The 14,645-nt window shown below is 72.4% G+C and carries 9 protein-coding genes and 1 pseudogene; 7 read left to right on the forward strand and 3 right to left on the reverse strand.

Features of this window, described 5'->3' with window-relative positions:
• Positions 1-2 precede the first annotated feature (2 nt).
• The gene (eccCb, locus tag ACFHWS_RS08115) at positions 3-4,064 is read right to left on the reverse strand and encodes a type VII secretion protein EccCb (RefSeq protein WP_416567925.1); all 4,062 of its coding nucleotides are present in this window, start codon (positions 4,062-4,064) and stop codon (positions 3-5) included.
• A gap of 103 nt (positions 4,065-4,167) precedes the next feature.
• Here eccCb and eccD point away from each other — a divergent pair, with 103 nt between their 5' ends.
• Positions 4,168-5,517, forward strand: a complete 1,350-nt coding sequence (eccD, locus tag ACFHWS_RS08120) for a type VII secretion integral membrane protein EccD (RefSeq protein ID WP_416552058.1) — start codon at positions 4,168-4,170, stop codon at positions 5,515-5,517.
• A 21-nt stretch (positions 5,518-5,538) separates the two neighbouring features.
• On the opposite strand, the gene ACFHWS_RS08125 is transcribed toward eccD, so the two are convergent.
• Positions 5,539-6,045: an inorganic diphosphatase gene (locus ACFHWS_RS08125; RefSeq protein ID WP_123603846.1), complete on the reverse strand. Its 507-nt coding sequence runs from the start codon at positions 6,043-6,045 to the stop codon at positions 5,539-5,541.
• Between the two features lie 649 nt (positions 6,046-6,694).
• Between ACFHWS_RS08125 and dacB the strand changes: the two genes are divergently transcribed.
• The 3 genes and pseudogenes from dacB to tilS form a co-directional block, all read left to right on the forward strand.
• Complete coding sequence (dacB, locus tag ACFHWS_RS08130) at positions 6,695-8,227, forward strand: D-alanyl-D-alanine carboxypeptidase/D-alanyl-D-alanine-endopeptidase (RefSeq protein WP_416552099.1); 1,533 nt, start codon at positions 6,695-6,697, stop codon at positions 8,225-8,227.
• 51 nt (positions 8,228-8,278) lie between these two features.
• Positions 8,279-9,352, forward strand: coding sequence for a zinc-dependent metalloprotease (locus ACFHWS_RS08135; RefSeq protein WP_416552057.1), 1,074 nt, complete (start codon positions 8,279-8,281; stop codon positions 9,350-9,352).
• 7 nt (positions 9,353-9,359) lie between these two features.
• Positions 9,360-10,331: pseudogene (tilS, locus tag ACFHWS_RS08140) on the forward strand (tRNA lysidine(34) synthetase TilS); the annotation flags it as partial.
• 3 nt (positions 10,332-10,334) lie between these two features.
• On the opposite strand, the gene ACFHWS_RS08145 reads toward tilS, so the two are convergent.
• Positions 10,335-11,297, reverse strand: a complete 963-nt coding sequence (locus tag ACFHWS_RS08145) for a GlxA family transcriptional regulator (RefSeq protein ID WP_416552056.1) — start codon at positions 11,295-11,297, stop codon at positions 10,335-10,337.
• A 199-nt stretch (positions 11,298-11,496) separates the two neighbouring features.
• Between ACFHWS_RS08145 and ACFHWS_RS08150 the strand changes: the two genes are divergently transcribed.
• The 3 genes from ACFHWS_RS08150 to ftsH all read left to right on the forward strand — a co-directional run bounded on the left by ACFHWS_RS08150 (position 11,497) and on the right by ftsH (position 14,608).
• On the forward strand, positions 11,497-11,625 hold the full coding sequence (locus ACFHWS_RS08150) for a hypothetical protein (RefSeq protein WP_416552055.1): 129 nt from the start codon (positions 11,497-11,499) through the stop codon (positions 11,623-11,625).
• Between the two features lie 93 nt (positions 11,626-11,718).
• The gene (gene hpt, locus ACFHWS_RS08155) at positions 11,719-12,294 is read left to right on the forward strand and encodes a hypoxanthine phosphoribosyltransferase (RefSeq protein ID WP_416552054.1); all 576 of its coding nucleotides are present in this window, start codon (positions 11,719-11,721) and stop codon (positions 12,292-12,294) included.
• 274 nt (positions 12,295-12,568) lie between these two features.
• Complete coding sequence (gene ftsH, locus ACFHWS_RS08160) at positions 12,569-14,608, forward strand: ATP-dependent zinc metalloprotease FtsH (RefSeq protein WP_416552053.1); 2,040 nt, start codon at positions 12,569-12,571, stop codon at positions 14,606-14,608.
• Positions 14,609-14,645 lie beyond the last annotated feature (37 nt).

Below are 14,645 nucleotides of genomic sequence, written 5' to 3' on the forward strand. Positions count from 1 at the left end.
GGTTACCGCGATTCTGCACTGTCAGAAGCAGTCTTGGGGGAAGCCGATAGCCGGTTCGCGCCACCGGTGGGCCCGGTCGGATCGGCCGCCGGCAGGTACGCCAGTTGCACCAGTCGGATGCCGTCCCGGCGGGTGACCAGCCGACCTCGGCCGGGCGGTAGCGGCGCCGCGCGGACCCCGCCGACAAGTTGTCCCTCGTCGGGGTCGCCGGAGAGCACCAGGCCGGCGGCGGACGACTCGCGCAACTGCTGGACGACGGGCTCGTACAGGGCCCGCCCGGCACCCCCGACGCGGCGGGCGAGCACCAGGTGCAGGCCGACGTCCCTGGCATGCACCAGATACTCCAACAGCGGTTGGATCGGGTTCACCGATCCGGCCGCGACCAGGTCGTAGTCGTCGACCAGGACGAACAACTCGGGCCCGGTCCACCAGGATCGGCCGGCCAACTGCGCGGCGGTGACGTCCGGCCCGGGCAGCCGCCGACGCAGATGATCCGCGGCCGAGTCGATCAGGTCGGTGGTATGCAACGCGTTGCCGCCGTAACCGATCAGGTGGTCGGTGTCCACCGCGCCGAGCAGGCCGCGGCGGTAGTCGACAATGATCAACCGGGCCTGTTCGGGGGCGAACCGACCGGCGACGGTGGTGGCGAGGGCGCGCAGGAAACTCGACTTGCCGGACTCCGCGTCGCCGAACAGCAGCAGGTGCGGATCCGCGGCGAAGTCGATCGACACCGGCCGCAGATCCGACTCGGCCAGCCCGATCGGCAGCCGGAGCCCGGCCGTGCCGGTGCGGTCCAATGCGGCGTACGGCAGCAGGTTCGGTAGCAGCCGGATCGGCGGTGCCGCCGGCCCCGCCCAGCCGTCCGCGAATGCATCGGCCAGGGTGGACACCGAGGCTACGGCGGCGAGGAAGTGCAGGCCGTCGCTGGTGATCCCGCGACCCGGCGACCCCGGTGGCACGTTGGCCGCCGACCGGTGCGACACCAGCGAATCGATCGGGTCGCCGAGTCGCAGCTCCAGTCGGGAGCCGAACAGATCCCGCAGCGCCGGCCGGAAGTCAGCCCAGCGGGGTGCCGAGGCGACCAGATGCACCCCGTACGACAGGCCGCGGGTGGCCAGGTCGGTGATCGACGGTTCCAGGTCGTCGTACTCGCCGCGCAGAGTGGTCCAGCCGTCGACGACCAGAAAGACGTCACCGTACGGGTCGTCCGGCGTACTGCCGGACCCGGTCGCGCGGCGGGCGCGGTACGCGGCCATCGACTCCACCCCGTCCCGGGCGAACCGCCGCTCCCGGCTCGCGAGCAGGTCGGTGACCTCGGCGACGGTACGCCGTACCGTCGCCGGCTCGGCGCGGACCGTCACTTCGCCGACGTGTGGCAGGTCCCGCAGCCCGGCCAACGCCCCGCCGCCGAAGTCAAGGCAGTACACCTGCACTTCGGCCGGGGAACGGCTCAGCGCGAGGGCGCAGATCAATGTCCGGATCAGCTGGGACTTTCCGCTCTGCGGCGCGCCGACCACCGCGACGTGCCCGGCAGCCCCGTCCAGATCCAACCACAAGGGATCCCGGCGCTGCTCGTACGGCTTGTCGATGGCGGCGACGGCCACCCGCAGCCGCCCCGACCGGTCCGGATCGGCCACGGCCGGACCCCGACCGGGCACCAGCCGCACCGGACCGAGCAGGTCGGCCAGCCGGGGTGGCTCGCCCAGCGGCGGCAGCCAGATCCGATGCGCCGGTGGACCGTACCGGGCCAGCCGGTCGATGCTCACCTCGAGCAGGCTGGCGTCGACGCCCGACGGCGCTCCTGCCGGTTCCGGCCGGGTGGCGGCCGTTGGCACCGGGTGTGTCCGGAAGCCGTACAGCCTGGGCGTCGAGCCGGGACCACCGGCCCGGCGCGGGGCCGGTCGGCGGTACGGCCCGGAGACGTAGGCGGCCCGGAACCGGACCGGTGCCCCGGCGCCGTACCGCAGGAAACCGTGGCCCGGCTCGCGGGGCAGGTGGTACGCGTCCGGTACGCCGAGGACCGCCCGCGATTCCAGCGCCGAGAAGGTCCGCAGCCCGATCTGGTACGCCAGATGGGTGTCCAGTCCCCGTAACCGGCCCTCGTCCACTCGTTGTGCGGCGAGCACCAGATGCACCCCCAGGGACCGTCCGACCCGGCCGATCTGCAGGAAGATGTCGATGAAGTCGGGCTTGGCGGTGAGCAGTTCGGTGAACTCGTCGCAGACGATCACCAGTGACGGCAGCGGCGGCAGGGTCTCGTCGGCCGGCTGCGCCCGCAGGTAGTCGTGTCGGCTGGCCAGGTTGCCCGCCCGGCGTAGCAGCTGCTGGCGGCGGACCACCTCACCGTGCAGCGCGTCGGCCATCCGGTCCACCAGCGGTAGCTCCTGCGCCAAGTTGGTGATCACCGCAGCGGTGTGCGGCAATCGATCCAGCGCGGCGAACGTGGCACCACCCTTGAAGTCGATCAGGACGAGGTTCAACGACTCCGGCGGGTGGGTGAGCGCCAACCCGAGGACCAGCGTACGGAGCAGCTCCGACTTGCCGGAGCCGGTGGCGCCGACCACCAGCCCGTGTGGCCCCATGCCATGCAGCGCCGATTCCTTGAGATCGAGCTCGGCCGGGTGCCCCTCGGCGGTGACCCCGAACGGGACCCGCAGGTGGCGGTCGACTGACGGGCTGCGGTCCGGTCCGGCCGTCGTCCACCAGCGGGCGCCGGCCCCACCGCTGCCGAAGCCGAGCAGTTGGACCAGGTCCGCCTGGGCGACTGCGGCGGACCGGGCCGGCCCGCTGTTCGTCGCGAGCCGTAACGGGGCAAGCTGCCGGGCGAGGGCCTCCGCTTCGACGACACCCAGCCTGTCGGCCGTCCCGGTATGAGTGGGCCCGGTCGGCTCACGGACGACCAGCCGACCGGACGGTGCGACCGACAGCTCCACGGTGACCCGGTCGAGTATCCGTGGTGCCGGTACGCCCACCAGGACCACGGTGACGCCGTTCCCGCCCCCGTCGATCAGATCGGTCCCGTCGTCCGCACCGGTCCCGCCGGTTGGATCGGCGCCGTCGCACACCACCACGACGTGTGCGGGGGACATCGAGTCCAGCAGCCGGGCCAGCTCCACGGCGCTGCCGGTGACCAACCGCAGCGGGCCGGTGGCGTCGGCGCGCCGCGGATGACCAGCGTGCGGTAGCCACTTGACCCACTCCCACCGGTCGCGACAGTCGGCCGGTGCGTAGACCGCGATGCGCAGGTCGTCCGGGGCGTGCAGGACGGCCAGCTGGGCCAGCACCGCGCGTACCAGCGCGGCCGGCGCCCCGTCCGGGGCATCGTCGCCGGACCCGCTGGCGTCGAGCGCCGGGTCGACTGCCGGCAGCTGCTCGGCGCCGGACCTGTCGGTGCCGTCCGGCCGTCCGACGACGAAGATTCGGGCGACGTCGCGCAGTCCGACCACGATCGGCAACCCAGGTACCAGCGAGTACGAGTCGATGAACCGGTGTAGCGCCGCGGCGGTGAGCGGCTCGATCTCGTCCACCGGCCGGTCGTCGGCCGGCGGCACGAGCGGGGTGGCGAGTGGGCGCGATCCGACCCCGACCCGTACGGTCACGAAATCCCGGTCCTGCGGTCGGCGCTCCCAGACCCGGCTGCTCGCCGCCGTCGACCACAACCGACCGGGCTCCGGGTACCGGTAGTTCAGCGCCGTTCGTTGCCGGTCCACGGTCCCCCGGACCTGGCTGCGCAGGCCGGCCAACTGCCGTAGGTAGCGACGCCGGGCCAGGTCGGTCGCGGACCGCGCGCCGGTGCCAGGTGTGGAGTTCCAACTGGTCGCCAACATGGCCAGCGTCGACACCCCGAACACCGCGGCCATCAGGTACGGGTAGACCCCGCCGTCGCGGCCCGGCAGCACCGCCATCGCCACCGATCCGCCAGCCATCGGCAGCAGGGCCAGCAGGCGTTGCCAGCGGCCGGAGTCCGGATCGGCGACCTGCGGCGGCGGCGGGATGCGGACCTCCCCAGCCGGGATCTCGGGTGCCGGACGACGCTCGAATCTCTTGAGGACGATGCCCGTCATCGCGTCAGCTAACACCTACGTAGAGTGTTCCGCAATGGATCGGCGGTGGATGGCGGTCGCCGGGCCGGCACCGGCCCGGCCGGTGCGGCGTTGAGGAGGGACGATGAACGTGAGCCTGGCCAGGATCACCGTCTGCGGACCGCGCCGCCGACTGGATCTCGCCCTGCCCGGACACGTGCCGGTCGCCGAACTGCTGCCGGAACTGCTGCGACACAACGGGGACGGGCTGGCCGACGACGGTGAACGGCACGGCGGCTGGGTGCTGCGTCGGGCGGACGGGGTACCGGTGTCCGCCGGGCAGGCGCTGCACCAGCAGGGGGTCCGCGACGGTGACGTGCTGCATCTGGTGCCCGGGCGGATCTACTGGCCGGAGCCGGAGTACGACGACGTCGCCGAGGCGATCGCGGCCGCCGCCCGACAGCAGGGCCGGGTCTGGTCGGCCGCGACGACCAGAGGGTACGCGCTCGGCGCGGCCGGCCTGTGGCTCGGCGTGGGATGGCTGGTGCTGGTCGGGGCCGGCACCGCAACGGCCGAGCGGGCATGGGCGGCGGCCCTCGTCGGGGCTGCGGTGCTGGTCGTCGGGGTACTGGCCGGGCGGGTCCGGCGGGACGCGGCGGCCGGCGTCGTGCTCGGGGCCGGCTCGTTGCCGTACGCGTTCGCCGTGGGTCTGCTCGCCGGCGGCGACGGCGGTCCGGTCGGGCTCCGTCCCGACGACTGGCCGACCGCCGCGGCCATGGCGACCGGGTTGCTGGTGCTGCTGGGCGCGACGATGACCGCTGGGGCCGCAGTGGCCGCCGGCGGGCCGATCTTCGTCGCCGTGGCGACCGTGGCCGGGCTCGGCTCGATGGCGGCCCTCGCCGCGTCGACGGTCACCGGGGCGTCCGGCGCGGCGGCCGGGCTGCTGGTGGTAGTCGGTTGCGGGGTCGGGTTGCTGCCCCGACTCGCCGTCCGGCTCGGCCAGGTGCCGACGGTCGTCGGGACGGGTGACCTGGTGTCGCGTACCGTGGTCCGGGCCGAGCGGCTGCTCACCGGGATGCTGATCGGGTACGCCGCCGCCGGCGTCGCGGCCAGTGTGGTGCTGGTGCAGGTCGGCGGGGTGGTCGGGGTGGCGCTGGTCGGCGTCGTCGGGCTGGCGATGTCGCTGCGCTCGCGGACGTTCGTCAGTACCCGGCAGCGGCTGCCGCTGCTCGTGGCGGGGACAGCGGCCACGACGCTGTGCGTGTTCGGCGTGCTGCCCGCGTACCTACCGGTGTCGACGCCGACGTTGGTCGTAGCTGGGGGCGTGGTCGCGGTGTCCACCGCCGCAGCCGGTGCCCGGTACGCCGGCCGGTCACCGTCGCCGTACCTGAGCCGGGCGGCCGACCTGCTGGAGATCACCGTGCTGATCTGCGTCGTTCCGCTGGCCGGTGCCGTCTTCGGGCTCTACCGGTGGGCGGTCGGGCTGCCCGGCTGAGCAGCCCGACGCCTGATCAGGTCAGTGGGCCGACTCGCCGCGCTCCAAGGCGGCCTCCCGGCGGCGGAACGACGCCTGAATCTCCGCCTCCGCCTCGACCCGGCCGACCCAGGTCGCGCCTTCGACCGACTTGCCCGGCTCCAGGTCCTTGTAGACGACGAAGAAGTGCTGGATTTCCAGCCGGTCGAACTCGCCGAGGTGGTGGATGTCGCGCAGGTGCTCCTGACGGGGGTCCTCGTACGGCACGCAGAGCACCTTGTCGTCGGCGCCCTTCTCGTCCTTCATCCGGAACATGCCGATGGCCCGGCACCGGATGAGGCATCCTGGGAAGGTGGGTTCCGGTACGAGCACCAGGGCGTCCAGCGGGTCGTCGTCCTGCCCGAGGGTGCCCTCGATGAAACCGTAGTCGGCTGGATACTGCGTCGAAGTGAACAGGGTGCGGTCCAGCCGGATCCGGCCGGTCGCATGATCGACCTCATACTTGTTCCGGTGACCCTTGGGGATCTCAACCGTAACGTCGAAATCCATACTCACGCTCCCTCGTCGCCCGCGCTGGCTACGGAAATAGAGCGGTACGCCGTCCGGGCGTTGCCCCGCCCGACCGTTTCGGCTCCCGCTCGCCTTGTGAACACAAGTAGTGTCGCCTAGTCCGTTCGTCAGTTGGGAGGTGGGGCCGGTGGGGAGGGAAGACTCACAGTCCGCTGGAGCCGTCAGTGAACCCGATCGGGCTGGCGGAGCACCCGACCCCGCGTCGCAGAGTAGTGGACCGCCAGCGAAAAGTGACCGAGTGGTCCCGTCGGAGGATTCTGCCGCCGCCCCGGCCGGTGTGCGCAATCCGGATCCAACGGCATCGGGCCGGGCCGCCTCGCCGCCGGCCGCCCCGCCGCCGCCCACCGGTACGGCATCTGTTACGGCGACCCCGCCGGTCACCGGGTCGGCGCCCGTGACCGGCCGGGCCACCGTGCCGACCGCGACCGGCGGCACCGACGCGGCTCCGGCCGACGTCTCGACCGGCGGCCACCGGGGACGCGAGTCAGTGCCCGCTCGTGACACCGCCAGACCGGTACCGCCGGGCGAGCCTGCGCCGGCTGAGTCTGCGCCGGCTGAGTCTGCGCCGGCCGGGCCGGCGCCGTCGGTTGGCCAGTCGTCACCTGACCGGCACCGCCGGGCCCGGTCGCTGATCGCCGCCGTCGCCGGTGCCGTCCTGCTGGCCGGCGGGACCTCGATCGCGGTGCTCCAACCAGGGCCGGTGGCCGGCTGGCTCGGCGCCGCCGAGGTGAGTCCTGGCCCGAGCGCGTCCACCGAGCCGACGCCCGGCCCGGTGCTGGCCGGGTTGGCCGCCGACGCCCCGATGCCCACCGCGGCCGGTTTGACCGAGACGCTGGACAAGGCGATCAGCCGCTCCGGCCTCGGTGACCGGGTGCACGTCTCGGTCCGGGACATGACAACCGGCGCGGTCCTGTACGGTCGCGAACCGGCGGTGCTGACCGTGCCTGCGTCGACCACCAAGCTGGTCACCGCGGCGACGGTGCTCGCCGCGGTCGGGCCGACACACCAGATCCCGACCCGGGTGGTCGCGGGAGCCGCGCCCGGCGAGGTGGTGCTGATCGGCGGCGGCGATCCAACCGTGTCGATCGACGACACCGGGTTCTATCCGGGGGCCGCCCGGCTCGATGTGCTGGCCGCCGCCACCCGTACCGCCCTCGGCGACACGGCGCCGACCAAGGTGCTGATCGACAGTTCGCTCTTCTCCGGGCCGGCATTCGGGCCCGGGTGGGACGACGACATCCCGACCGGCGGGTACGCGGCTGCGATCACCGCGCTGATGGTGGACGGTGCCCGGACCGATCCCGCCGCCGCCAAAGGCTGGGCGCCGCGCTCGGCCGCACCGGACCTGGCGGCCGGCCGGGCCTTTGCCCGGGCTCTCGGGCTGCCGATTAACGCGGTAGACACCGCACCGGCCGGCTACACCCGCCAGCTCTCCGGCTCGGCGGCGCAGCCCGTGGGCGACGCCGACGCGGTCGTCGACGCACCGACCTCGTCGGCGACCGGACGGCCGGCTACCGGTCAGCCGGCGACCCCCGGCCGGTCGTCGGGGGCGAACCCCGACCAGCCGACGGAGGCCGGTCCGGGTGCCGAGCTGGCCCGGGTCGAATCGCCGCCGATGGCCCGGCTGGTCGAGATGATGCTCGCCGACAGTGACAACATCCTCGCCGAGGCGCTCGCCCGGCAGGTCGCCATCGCCCGGGGCGAACCCGCGTCGTTCGCCGGGGCGGCGGCCGCGATGGACGCCGTACTGGCCGAACTCGGGTTGCCGGCCGAACAGAGCGACCTGTACGACGGCAGCGGCCTGTCCCGTAGCAACCGGGTGACCCCGGGGCTGCTGACCGAGCTGACCGTGCTCGCCGGCAGCGGCGACCATCCCGCGCTGACCGGGCTGTTCTCCGGTCTGCCGGTCGCCGCCTGGTCCGGCACCCTGCAGGGTCGGTACCAGACGGCGGACGCCCCGCAACGGATCGGCGCCGGCGTGGTGCGGGCCAAGACCGGGTCGTTGTCCGGCATCAACGCGTTGGCCGGCACGTTGACCACCGCTGACGGCCGGTTGCTGGCGTTCGCGGTGCTGGCCGACGAGGTGCCGTTGCTCATCGACGCCGCCCAGGCCGGCTTGGACCGGATCGCCGCGAGCCTGGTCAGGTGCGGTTGCCGTTGACCGGGGCATGATCACCGGGGTCGGCGGGCGTCACCCGGGTACGGTGGGTGCATGGCGCAGTTCGTGGACTGGGATCTGGCCGCCGCAACCGCCGGCGCGCTGAGTAAGTCTGGGCCGAAGGCTTCGCTCGACGAAGCGACCGAGGTGGTAAACGACCTCCGCCGGCTCACCGACGAAGCGGCCGGACACGTCGTGGCGTACACCGGTCTGCAGGCCCAGGTCGCGCACCCGCCGGTGCGGGTGGTCGACCGGCGGGACTGGGCCGTCGCCAACATCGCCGGGCTGCGTGACGTGATCACACCGCTGGTCTCCCGGGCGGCCGGGGACCGACAGCCGGGCGCGCTCACCGACGCGATCGGTTCCCGGGTCACCGGGGTGCAGGCCGGCACGGTGCTCGGCTACCTCTCCGGCCGGGTGCTCGGTCAGTACGAGGTGTTCTCCGGCGATCCCGGCCAGTTGCTGCTGGTCGCCCCGAACATCGTCGAAGTGGAGCGGAAGCTGCACGCCGATCCGCGCGACTTCCGACTCTGGGTCTGCCTGCACGAGGTCACCCATCGCACCCAGTTCACCGCCGTGCCGTGGATGCGCGGCCACTTCCTGGGCCAGGTTCAGGCGTTCGTCGACGCCTCACAGGCCGGGGGCGACAACTTCGTCGACCGGGTCCGGCGCGGGGTCGGCACCCTCGCCGAGTCGATCCGCGACCCGCAGAGCCGGGCCAGCGTGCTGGACATCGTGCAGACCCCCGCGCAGCGCGCCGTACTCGACCGGCTGACCGCGCTGATGACCCTGCTGGAAGGGCATGCCGAGTTCGTCATGGACGGGGTCGGGCCGGAGATCATTCCAACCGTGGAGCAGATCCGGGCCAGCTTCAACCGCCGCCGCGAGGCCGGTAACCCGTTGGAGAAGGCGATCCGCCGGCTGCTCGGCGTGGACGTCAAGATGCGCCAGTACGCCGAGGGCCGCAAGTTCGTGCACGGTGTGGTGGACCGGGTCGGCATGGCCGGCTTCAACAAGGTCTTCGACTCCCCGTTGACCCTGCCCCGGCTGGAGGAGTTGGGCGATCCGGACGCCTGGGTGGCCCGGGTGCACGGCCCGATCTCCGGTTCACCGCCGACCGTCGCCTGAGTCGCAGGTGCCCAGGCTCGCTCCAGCAGTCGCCGAGCTGCGTGTCGCGGTCCGGCAGGTGCTGCGCGAGCACGCCGGCCGGCTGGTGCTGGTGGCCTGCTCCGGCGGCCCGGACTCGTTGGCCCTGGCGGCCACGGTCGCGTTCGTCGCCCCCCGCTGCGGGGTCTGCGCCGGACTGGTGACCGTTGACCACGGATTGCAGGCGGGCTCCGCCGAGCGGGCCCGGGACGTGGCCGGCTGGGCGGCCCGGGCCGGGTTCGACCCGGTCGAGACCGTCGCCGTCGAGGTCGGTGCCGAAGGTGGCCCGGAGGCGGCGGCGCGGACCGCCCGCTACGCCGCGCTGACCCGGGCTGCCCGCCGGCACCGGGCGGCCGCGGTGCTGCTCGGCCACACCCGCGACGACCAGGCGGAGACGGTGCTGCTGGCGCTGGCCCGGGGCGCCGGTCCGGCCGGCCTGTCCGGGATGCCGACGGCGCGCCAGGTCGACGGCGTGCCGGTGCTGCGTCCGCTGCTGGACGTGGGTCGGGAGCAGACCCGGGCGGCGTGCGTGGCGCTCGGCCTCACCCCGTGGACCGACCCGCACAACTCCGACCCGGCGTACACCCGGGCCCGGGTCCGGGCCGACGTGCTGCCGGCCCTGGTCAACGCGCTCGGCGCTGCGGTGGTGACGAACCTGGCGCGCACCGCCACGCTGGTAGCCGCCGACAACGCGGCGCTCGACGGGCTGGCCGACGCCGCGTCGGCCCAAGCCGTCACACCCGGTGGTGGGCTGACGGTACCGGTCCTGGCCGAGCTGCCGGACGCGGTGCGGACCCGGGTGCTGCACCGCTGGGCGCTGCGGCTTGGCGCGCCGGCCGGGGCTCTGGCGTACCGGCATGTCACCGCCCTCGACTCGCTGGTCATGCGGTGGCGTGGGCAGCGGGCGGTGCACCTGCCGGGTGGTATCGAGGTGCGCCGGGCCGGCGGTGAACTGTTGGCCGGCTCAGCCGACGGCGGCCCGGTCGCGGAACGTGCCACGGTACGCCTGGGGCGTGGCACCGACCCGCCGGCCGAAGTGGTGCCGGAGGGTCGCAGCGTCACCGAAGCCGCACCGTCGGGCCACCGTCTCCACCCCCAGGCTGGTCTCCTCCAGTAGCTGGCGGGCCAGCAGCACCCGCTGGCCGGTGAGCCAGTCGTGCGGCGTGGTGCCGGTCTCGGCGCGGAAACGGCGGGCGAAGGTACGCGGCGCCATGTGTGCCCGGGCAGCCAGTTCATCCACGCTGATCGTGGCGTCCAGGTGCTCCTGCATCCAGACCAGTACTGGTTCCAGCGTGGCCGCTGTCGGGCTGTCCGCGATCGGCGTCTCGATGAACTGGGCCTGCCCGCCGTCGCGGTGCGGCGGCACCACCATCCGGCGGGCCAGTCTGGTCGCCAGGGCGGAGCCGTGCTCCTGGCGGACCAGGTGCAGGCATGCGTCGATCCCGGCGGCCGTGCCGGCGCTGGTCAGCACGTTGCCGTCGGCCACGTACAGCGAGTTGCACCGGACCCGGGCGGTCGGGTGGCGGCGGGCCAGCTCGTCGGCGTACCGCCAGTGGGTGGTGCATTCGCGGCCGTCGAGCAGGCCGGCGGCGCCGAGCACGAACGCGCCGGAGCAGACGCTGAGCAGGGTGGCGCCGCGGCGGTCGGCGGCGCGCAACGCGTCGACCACCGGTGCGGCGACGGCGTCGTGGAAGCTGGCCGCGGGCACGGCGACCAGGTCGGCGTCGGCGACCGGCCGCAGATCGGCGGTGGGTAGCAGCGAGAAGCCGGAGCTGGTGCGGACCGGGCCGCCGTCGACCGTGCAGACGTCGAAGCGGTACCCAGGGAAGCCGTCCGCGGTGCGGTCCAGCCCGAAGACCTCGCAGACCACCCCGAGCTCGAACGGGGCGACGCCGTCGAGCGCGATCACCGCGACGGTACGGAGCATGCGACGAGTCTAGTTCACCGGTGGCAGGATTTCGATGAACAGTGGCATCTCTGCCGCTGTTCGCTCCGTAGGTCGGCGCGCAGACTGATATCGACGTCCGGTGCGCACCGGCGGCACACCCGTCCAGGACCAGGGTGAACACACCCATCGGGGCCAGGGTGAACCTCCCGTCAGGACCAGCGTGAAGGTGGCTGCCGCCATGGAACTACTCATCGTCGTATCGATCATCCTGCTGCTCGCCGCCGCCTCGGCGTTCGGGCTCACCCGGGACAGCCGTGACTCGGCCGACTGGCGGCCGAGCCGAGACGGGGACCGCCTGCCCCGGTGACCATCGGCTGGACCCACGGTCACCCATCGGTGCCACGTGGTCATCCGCCGGCCCCGGTGTCGGCCGGCCGGGCGGATGCGGCAGGCTTAGCGCATGGCTGACGGCTCCTGGTACGACGCCGACATCGACCACGTGATCATTTCCGAGGAACAGATCCGCGACAAGACCGCGGAACTCGCCAAGCAGATCGCCACCGACTACGCCGACGTGACGGGTGGGCTGCTGCTGGTCTGCGTCCTCAAGGGCGCGGTCATGTTCATGGCCGACTTCGCCCGCGAGCTCGGCCGGCAGGGCCCTCCCGTCGAGTTGGAGTTCATGGCCGTCTCCTCCTACGGGCAGGGCACCACCTCCTCCGGCGTGGTCCGCATCCTCAAGGACCTGGAGCGGGACATCGTCGGTCGGCATGTGGTGGTGGTCGAGGACATCATCGACTCCGGCCTCACCCTGTCCTGGCTGCTGAAGTACCTGGCGTCCAGGTCGGCGGCGAGCGTGGAGGTGGTCGCGCTGTTCCGCAAGCCGGAGGCGGTCAAGGTGCAGGTCCCGGTGCGGTACGTCGGCTTCGACATCCCCACCGAATTCGTGGTCGGCTACGGCCTGGACTTCGCCGAGCGGTACCGCGAGCTGCCCTACGTCGGAGTACTCAAGCCCGAGGTGTACGCCCGTCGCTGACCGCCGCTGGTGTGTCAGCCGTCGGGAAACTCCCCGGGACGTCCAGGCCACTCCCAGGAAACAGCGCTACGGTATGCGGTGGCGCGGGTCAGCTGAACGCGCCGACGTGGGACCAGCGGACGGAGCGCGGGTCGACCGGGCTCGCGGACGCGCACCTCGTCACCACGGTGTACCTTCGAATGACCGTGGCGCTCGGTTGGCGCCCCGGAGTGGCTAACCAGACGGTCAGAACGTCGATCAGGAGGGTCCGGGCGCTGCGGCGCTCGACATACGTATGGAACGTACGCGTTTCTTCCGCCGGCCGGTGGTCTGGATCATCCTGGTGATCATCGGTGCGATAGCGCTCAGCTCGTTCTTCACCAACGGCCCCAGCTACCACAAGGTGGACACCTCGGTGGCGCTGGAGCGGCTGGAGCGGGGCGGCATCGACAAGGCGATATTCCAGGACCGGGAGCAGACACTCCGGCTAGACCTCGCCGAGCCGGAAGAGTTCGGCGACACCGAGACCGACCGGATCGAGGCCCAGTTCCCGTACGAGGTCGGCGACGAGATCTGGACCGACGTGCTGGCCGCCAAGGAGGCCGGCCGGGTCACCGGCCCGGCCGAGGCCGAGGTCTCCTCGGACAGCATCTTCATCACCCTGCTGGTCAACCTGCTGCCGATCGCCATCCTGGTGATCCTGCTGCTGCTGTTCATGTCGCAGATGCAGGGCGGCGGGTCCCGGGTGCTCAACTTCGGCAAGTCCAAGGCGAAGGTGATCACCAAGGACACCCCGAAGACCACCTTCGCCGACGTGGCCGGCTCCGAGGAGGCCGTCGAGGAGCTGCAGGAGATCAAGGACTTCCTCCAGAACCCGGCGAAGTACCAGGCTCTCGGCGCCAAGATCCCCAAGGGCGTACTGCTGTTCGGCCCGCCCGGCACCGGCAAGACCCTGCTTGCCCGGGCGGTGGCCGGCGAGGCCGGTGTGCCGTTCTACTCGATCTCCGGATCCGACTTCGTCGAGATGTTCGTCGGTGTCGGTGCCAGCCGGGTCCGTGACCTGTTCGAGCAGGCCAAGGCGAACGCCCCGGCGATCGTCTTCGTCGACGAGATCGACGCGGTCGGCCGGCACCGTGGTGCCGGCATGGGCGGCGGCCACGACGAGCGAGAGCAGACCCTCAACCAGTTGCTGGTCGAGATGGACGGCTTCGACACCAAGGGCGGCGTGATCCTGATCGCCGCCACCAACCGGCCCGACATCCTCGACCCGGCGCTGCTGCGCCCCGGCCGGTTCGACCGGCAGATCCCGGTCGACGCCCCGGACATGGAGGGCCGCAAGGCGATCCTGCGGGTGCACGCCCGAGGCAAGCCGTTCGCCCCGGACGTCGACCTGGACGCGGTGGCCCGGCGCACCCCCGGATTCAGCGGTGCCGACCTGGCCAACGTGATCAACGAGGCGGCGCTGCTGACCGCCCGGCAGGACGCCCGGGCGATCACCAACGAGGCCCTGGAGGAGTCGATCGACCGGGTGGTCGCCGGCCCGCAGCGGCGGACCCGGGTGATGGGCGACAAGGAGAAGAAGATCACCGCCTACCACGAGGGCGGTCACGCCCTGGTGGCCTGGGCCCTGCCACACGCCGCCCCGGTGCACAAGGTGACCATCCTGTCCCGGGGGCGGTCGCTGGGCCACACCCTGGTGTTGCCGACCGAGGACAAGTACACCCAGACCCGCGCCGAGATGATCGACACTCTGGCGTACGCCCTCGGTGGCCGGGCCGCCGAGGAGCTGGTCTTCCACGAGCCCACCACCGGTGCCGGCAACGACATCGAGAAGGCCAGCGCGCTGGCCCGGGCCATGGTCACCCAGTACGGCATGAGCGCCAAACTCGGCGCCGTCAAGTACGGCACCAACGGCGACGAGCCCTTCCTCGGCCGGACCATGGGCCACGAGCGGGACTACTCGGACTCGATCGCCGCCGAGATCGACAGCGAGGTCCGCGCCCTCATCGAGCTGGCCCACGACGAGGCCTGGGAGATCCTGGTCGAGTACCGCGACGTGCTCGACACCATGGTGCTGGAGCTGATGGAGAAGGAAACCATCTCCCAGTCCGACATGGCCCGGATCTGCGAGCGAGTGGTCAAGCGGCCACCGATGGCACCCTTCAACGGCTTCGGCAAGCGGCAACCGTCCACCGAGCCGCCGGTGCTGACCCCGGCCGAGAAGGAGGACCTCGGCCGGCAGGCGGTCGCCGACGGGGCACAGGCCGTCTTCGGCGGCGGCATGTCCGCGAACTCGGACGGCGGCATGTCCGCGAACTCGGACGGCACCTCCTGAGCAGCCCGAACCTACCGTCCAGCCCGTCGTCGACCGA

The organism is Micromonospora sp. LOL_013, assembly GCF_048060315.1.
Lineage (GTDB): Bacteria > Actinomycetota > Actinomycetes > Mycobacteriales > Micromonosporaceae > Micromonospora_E.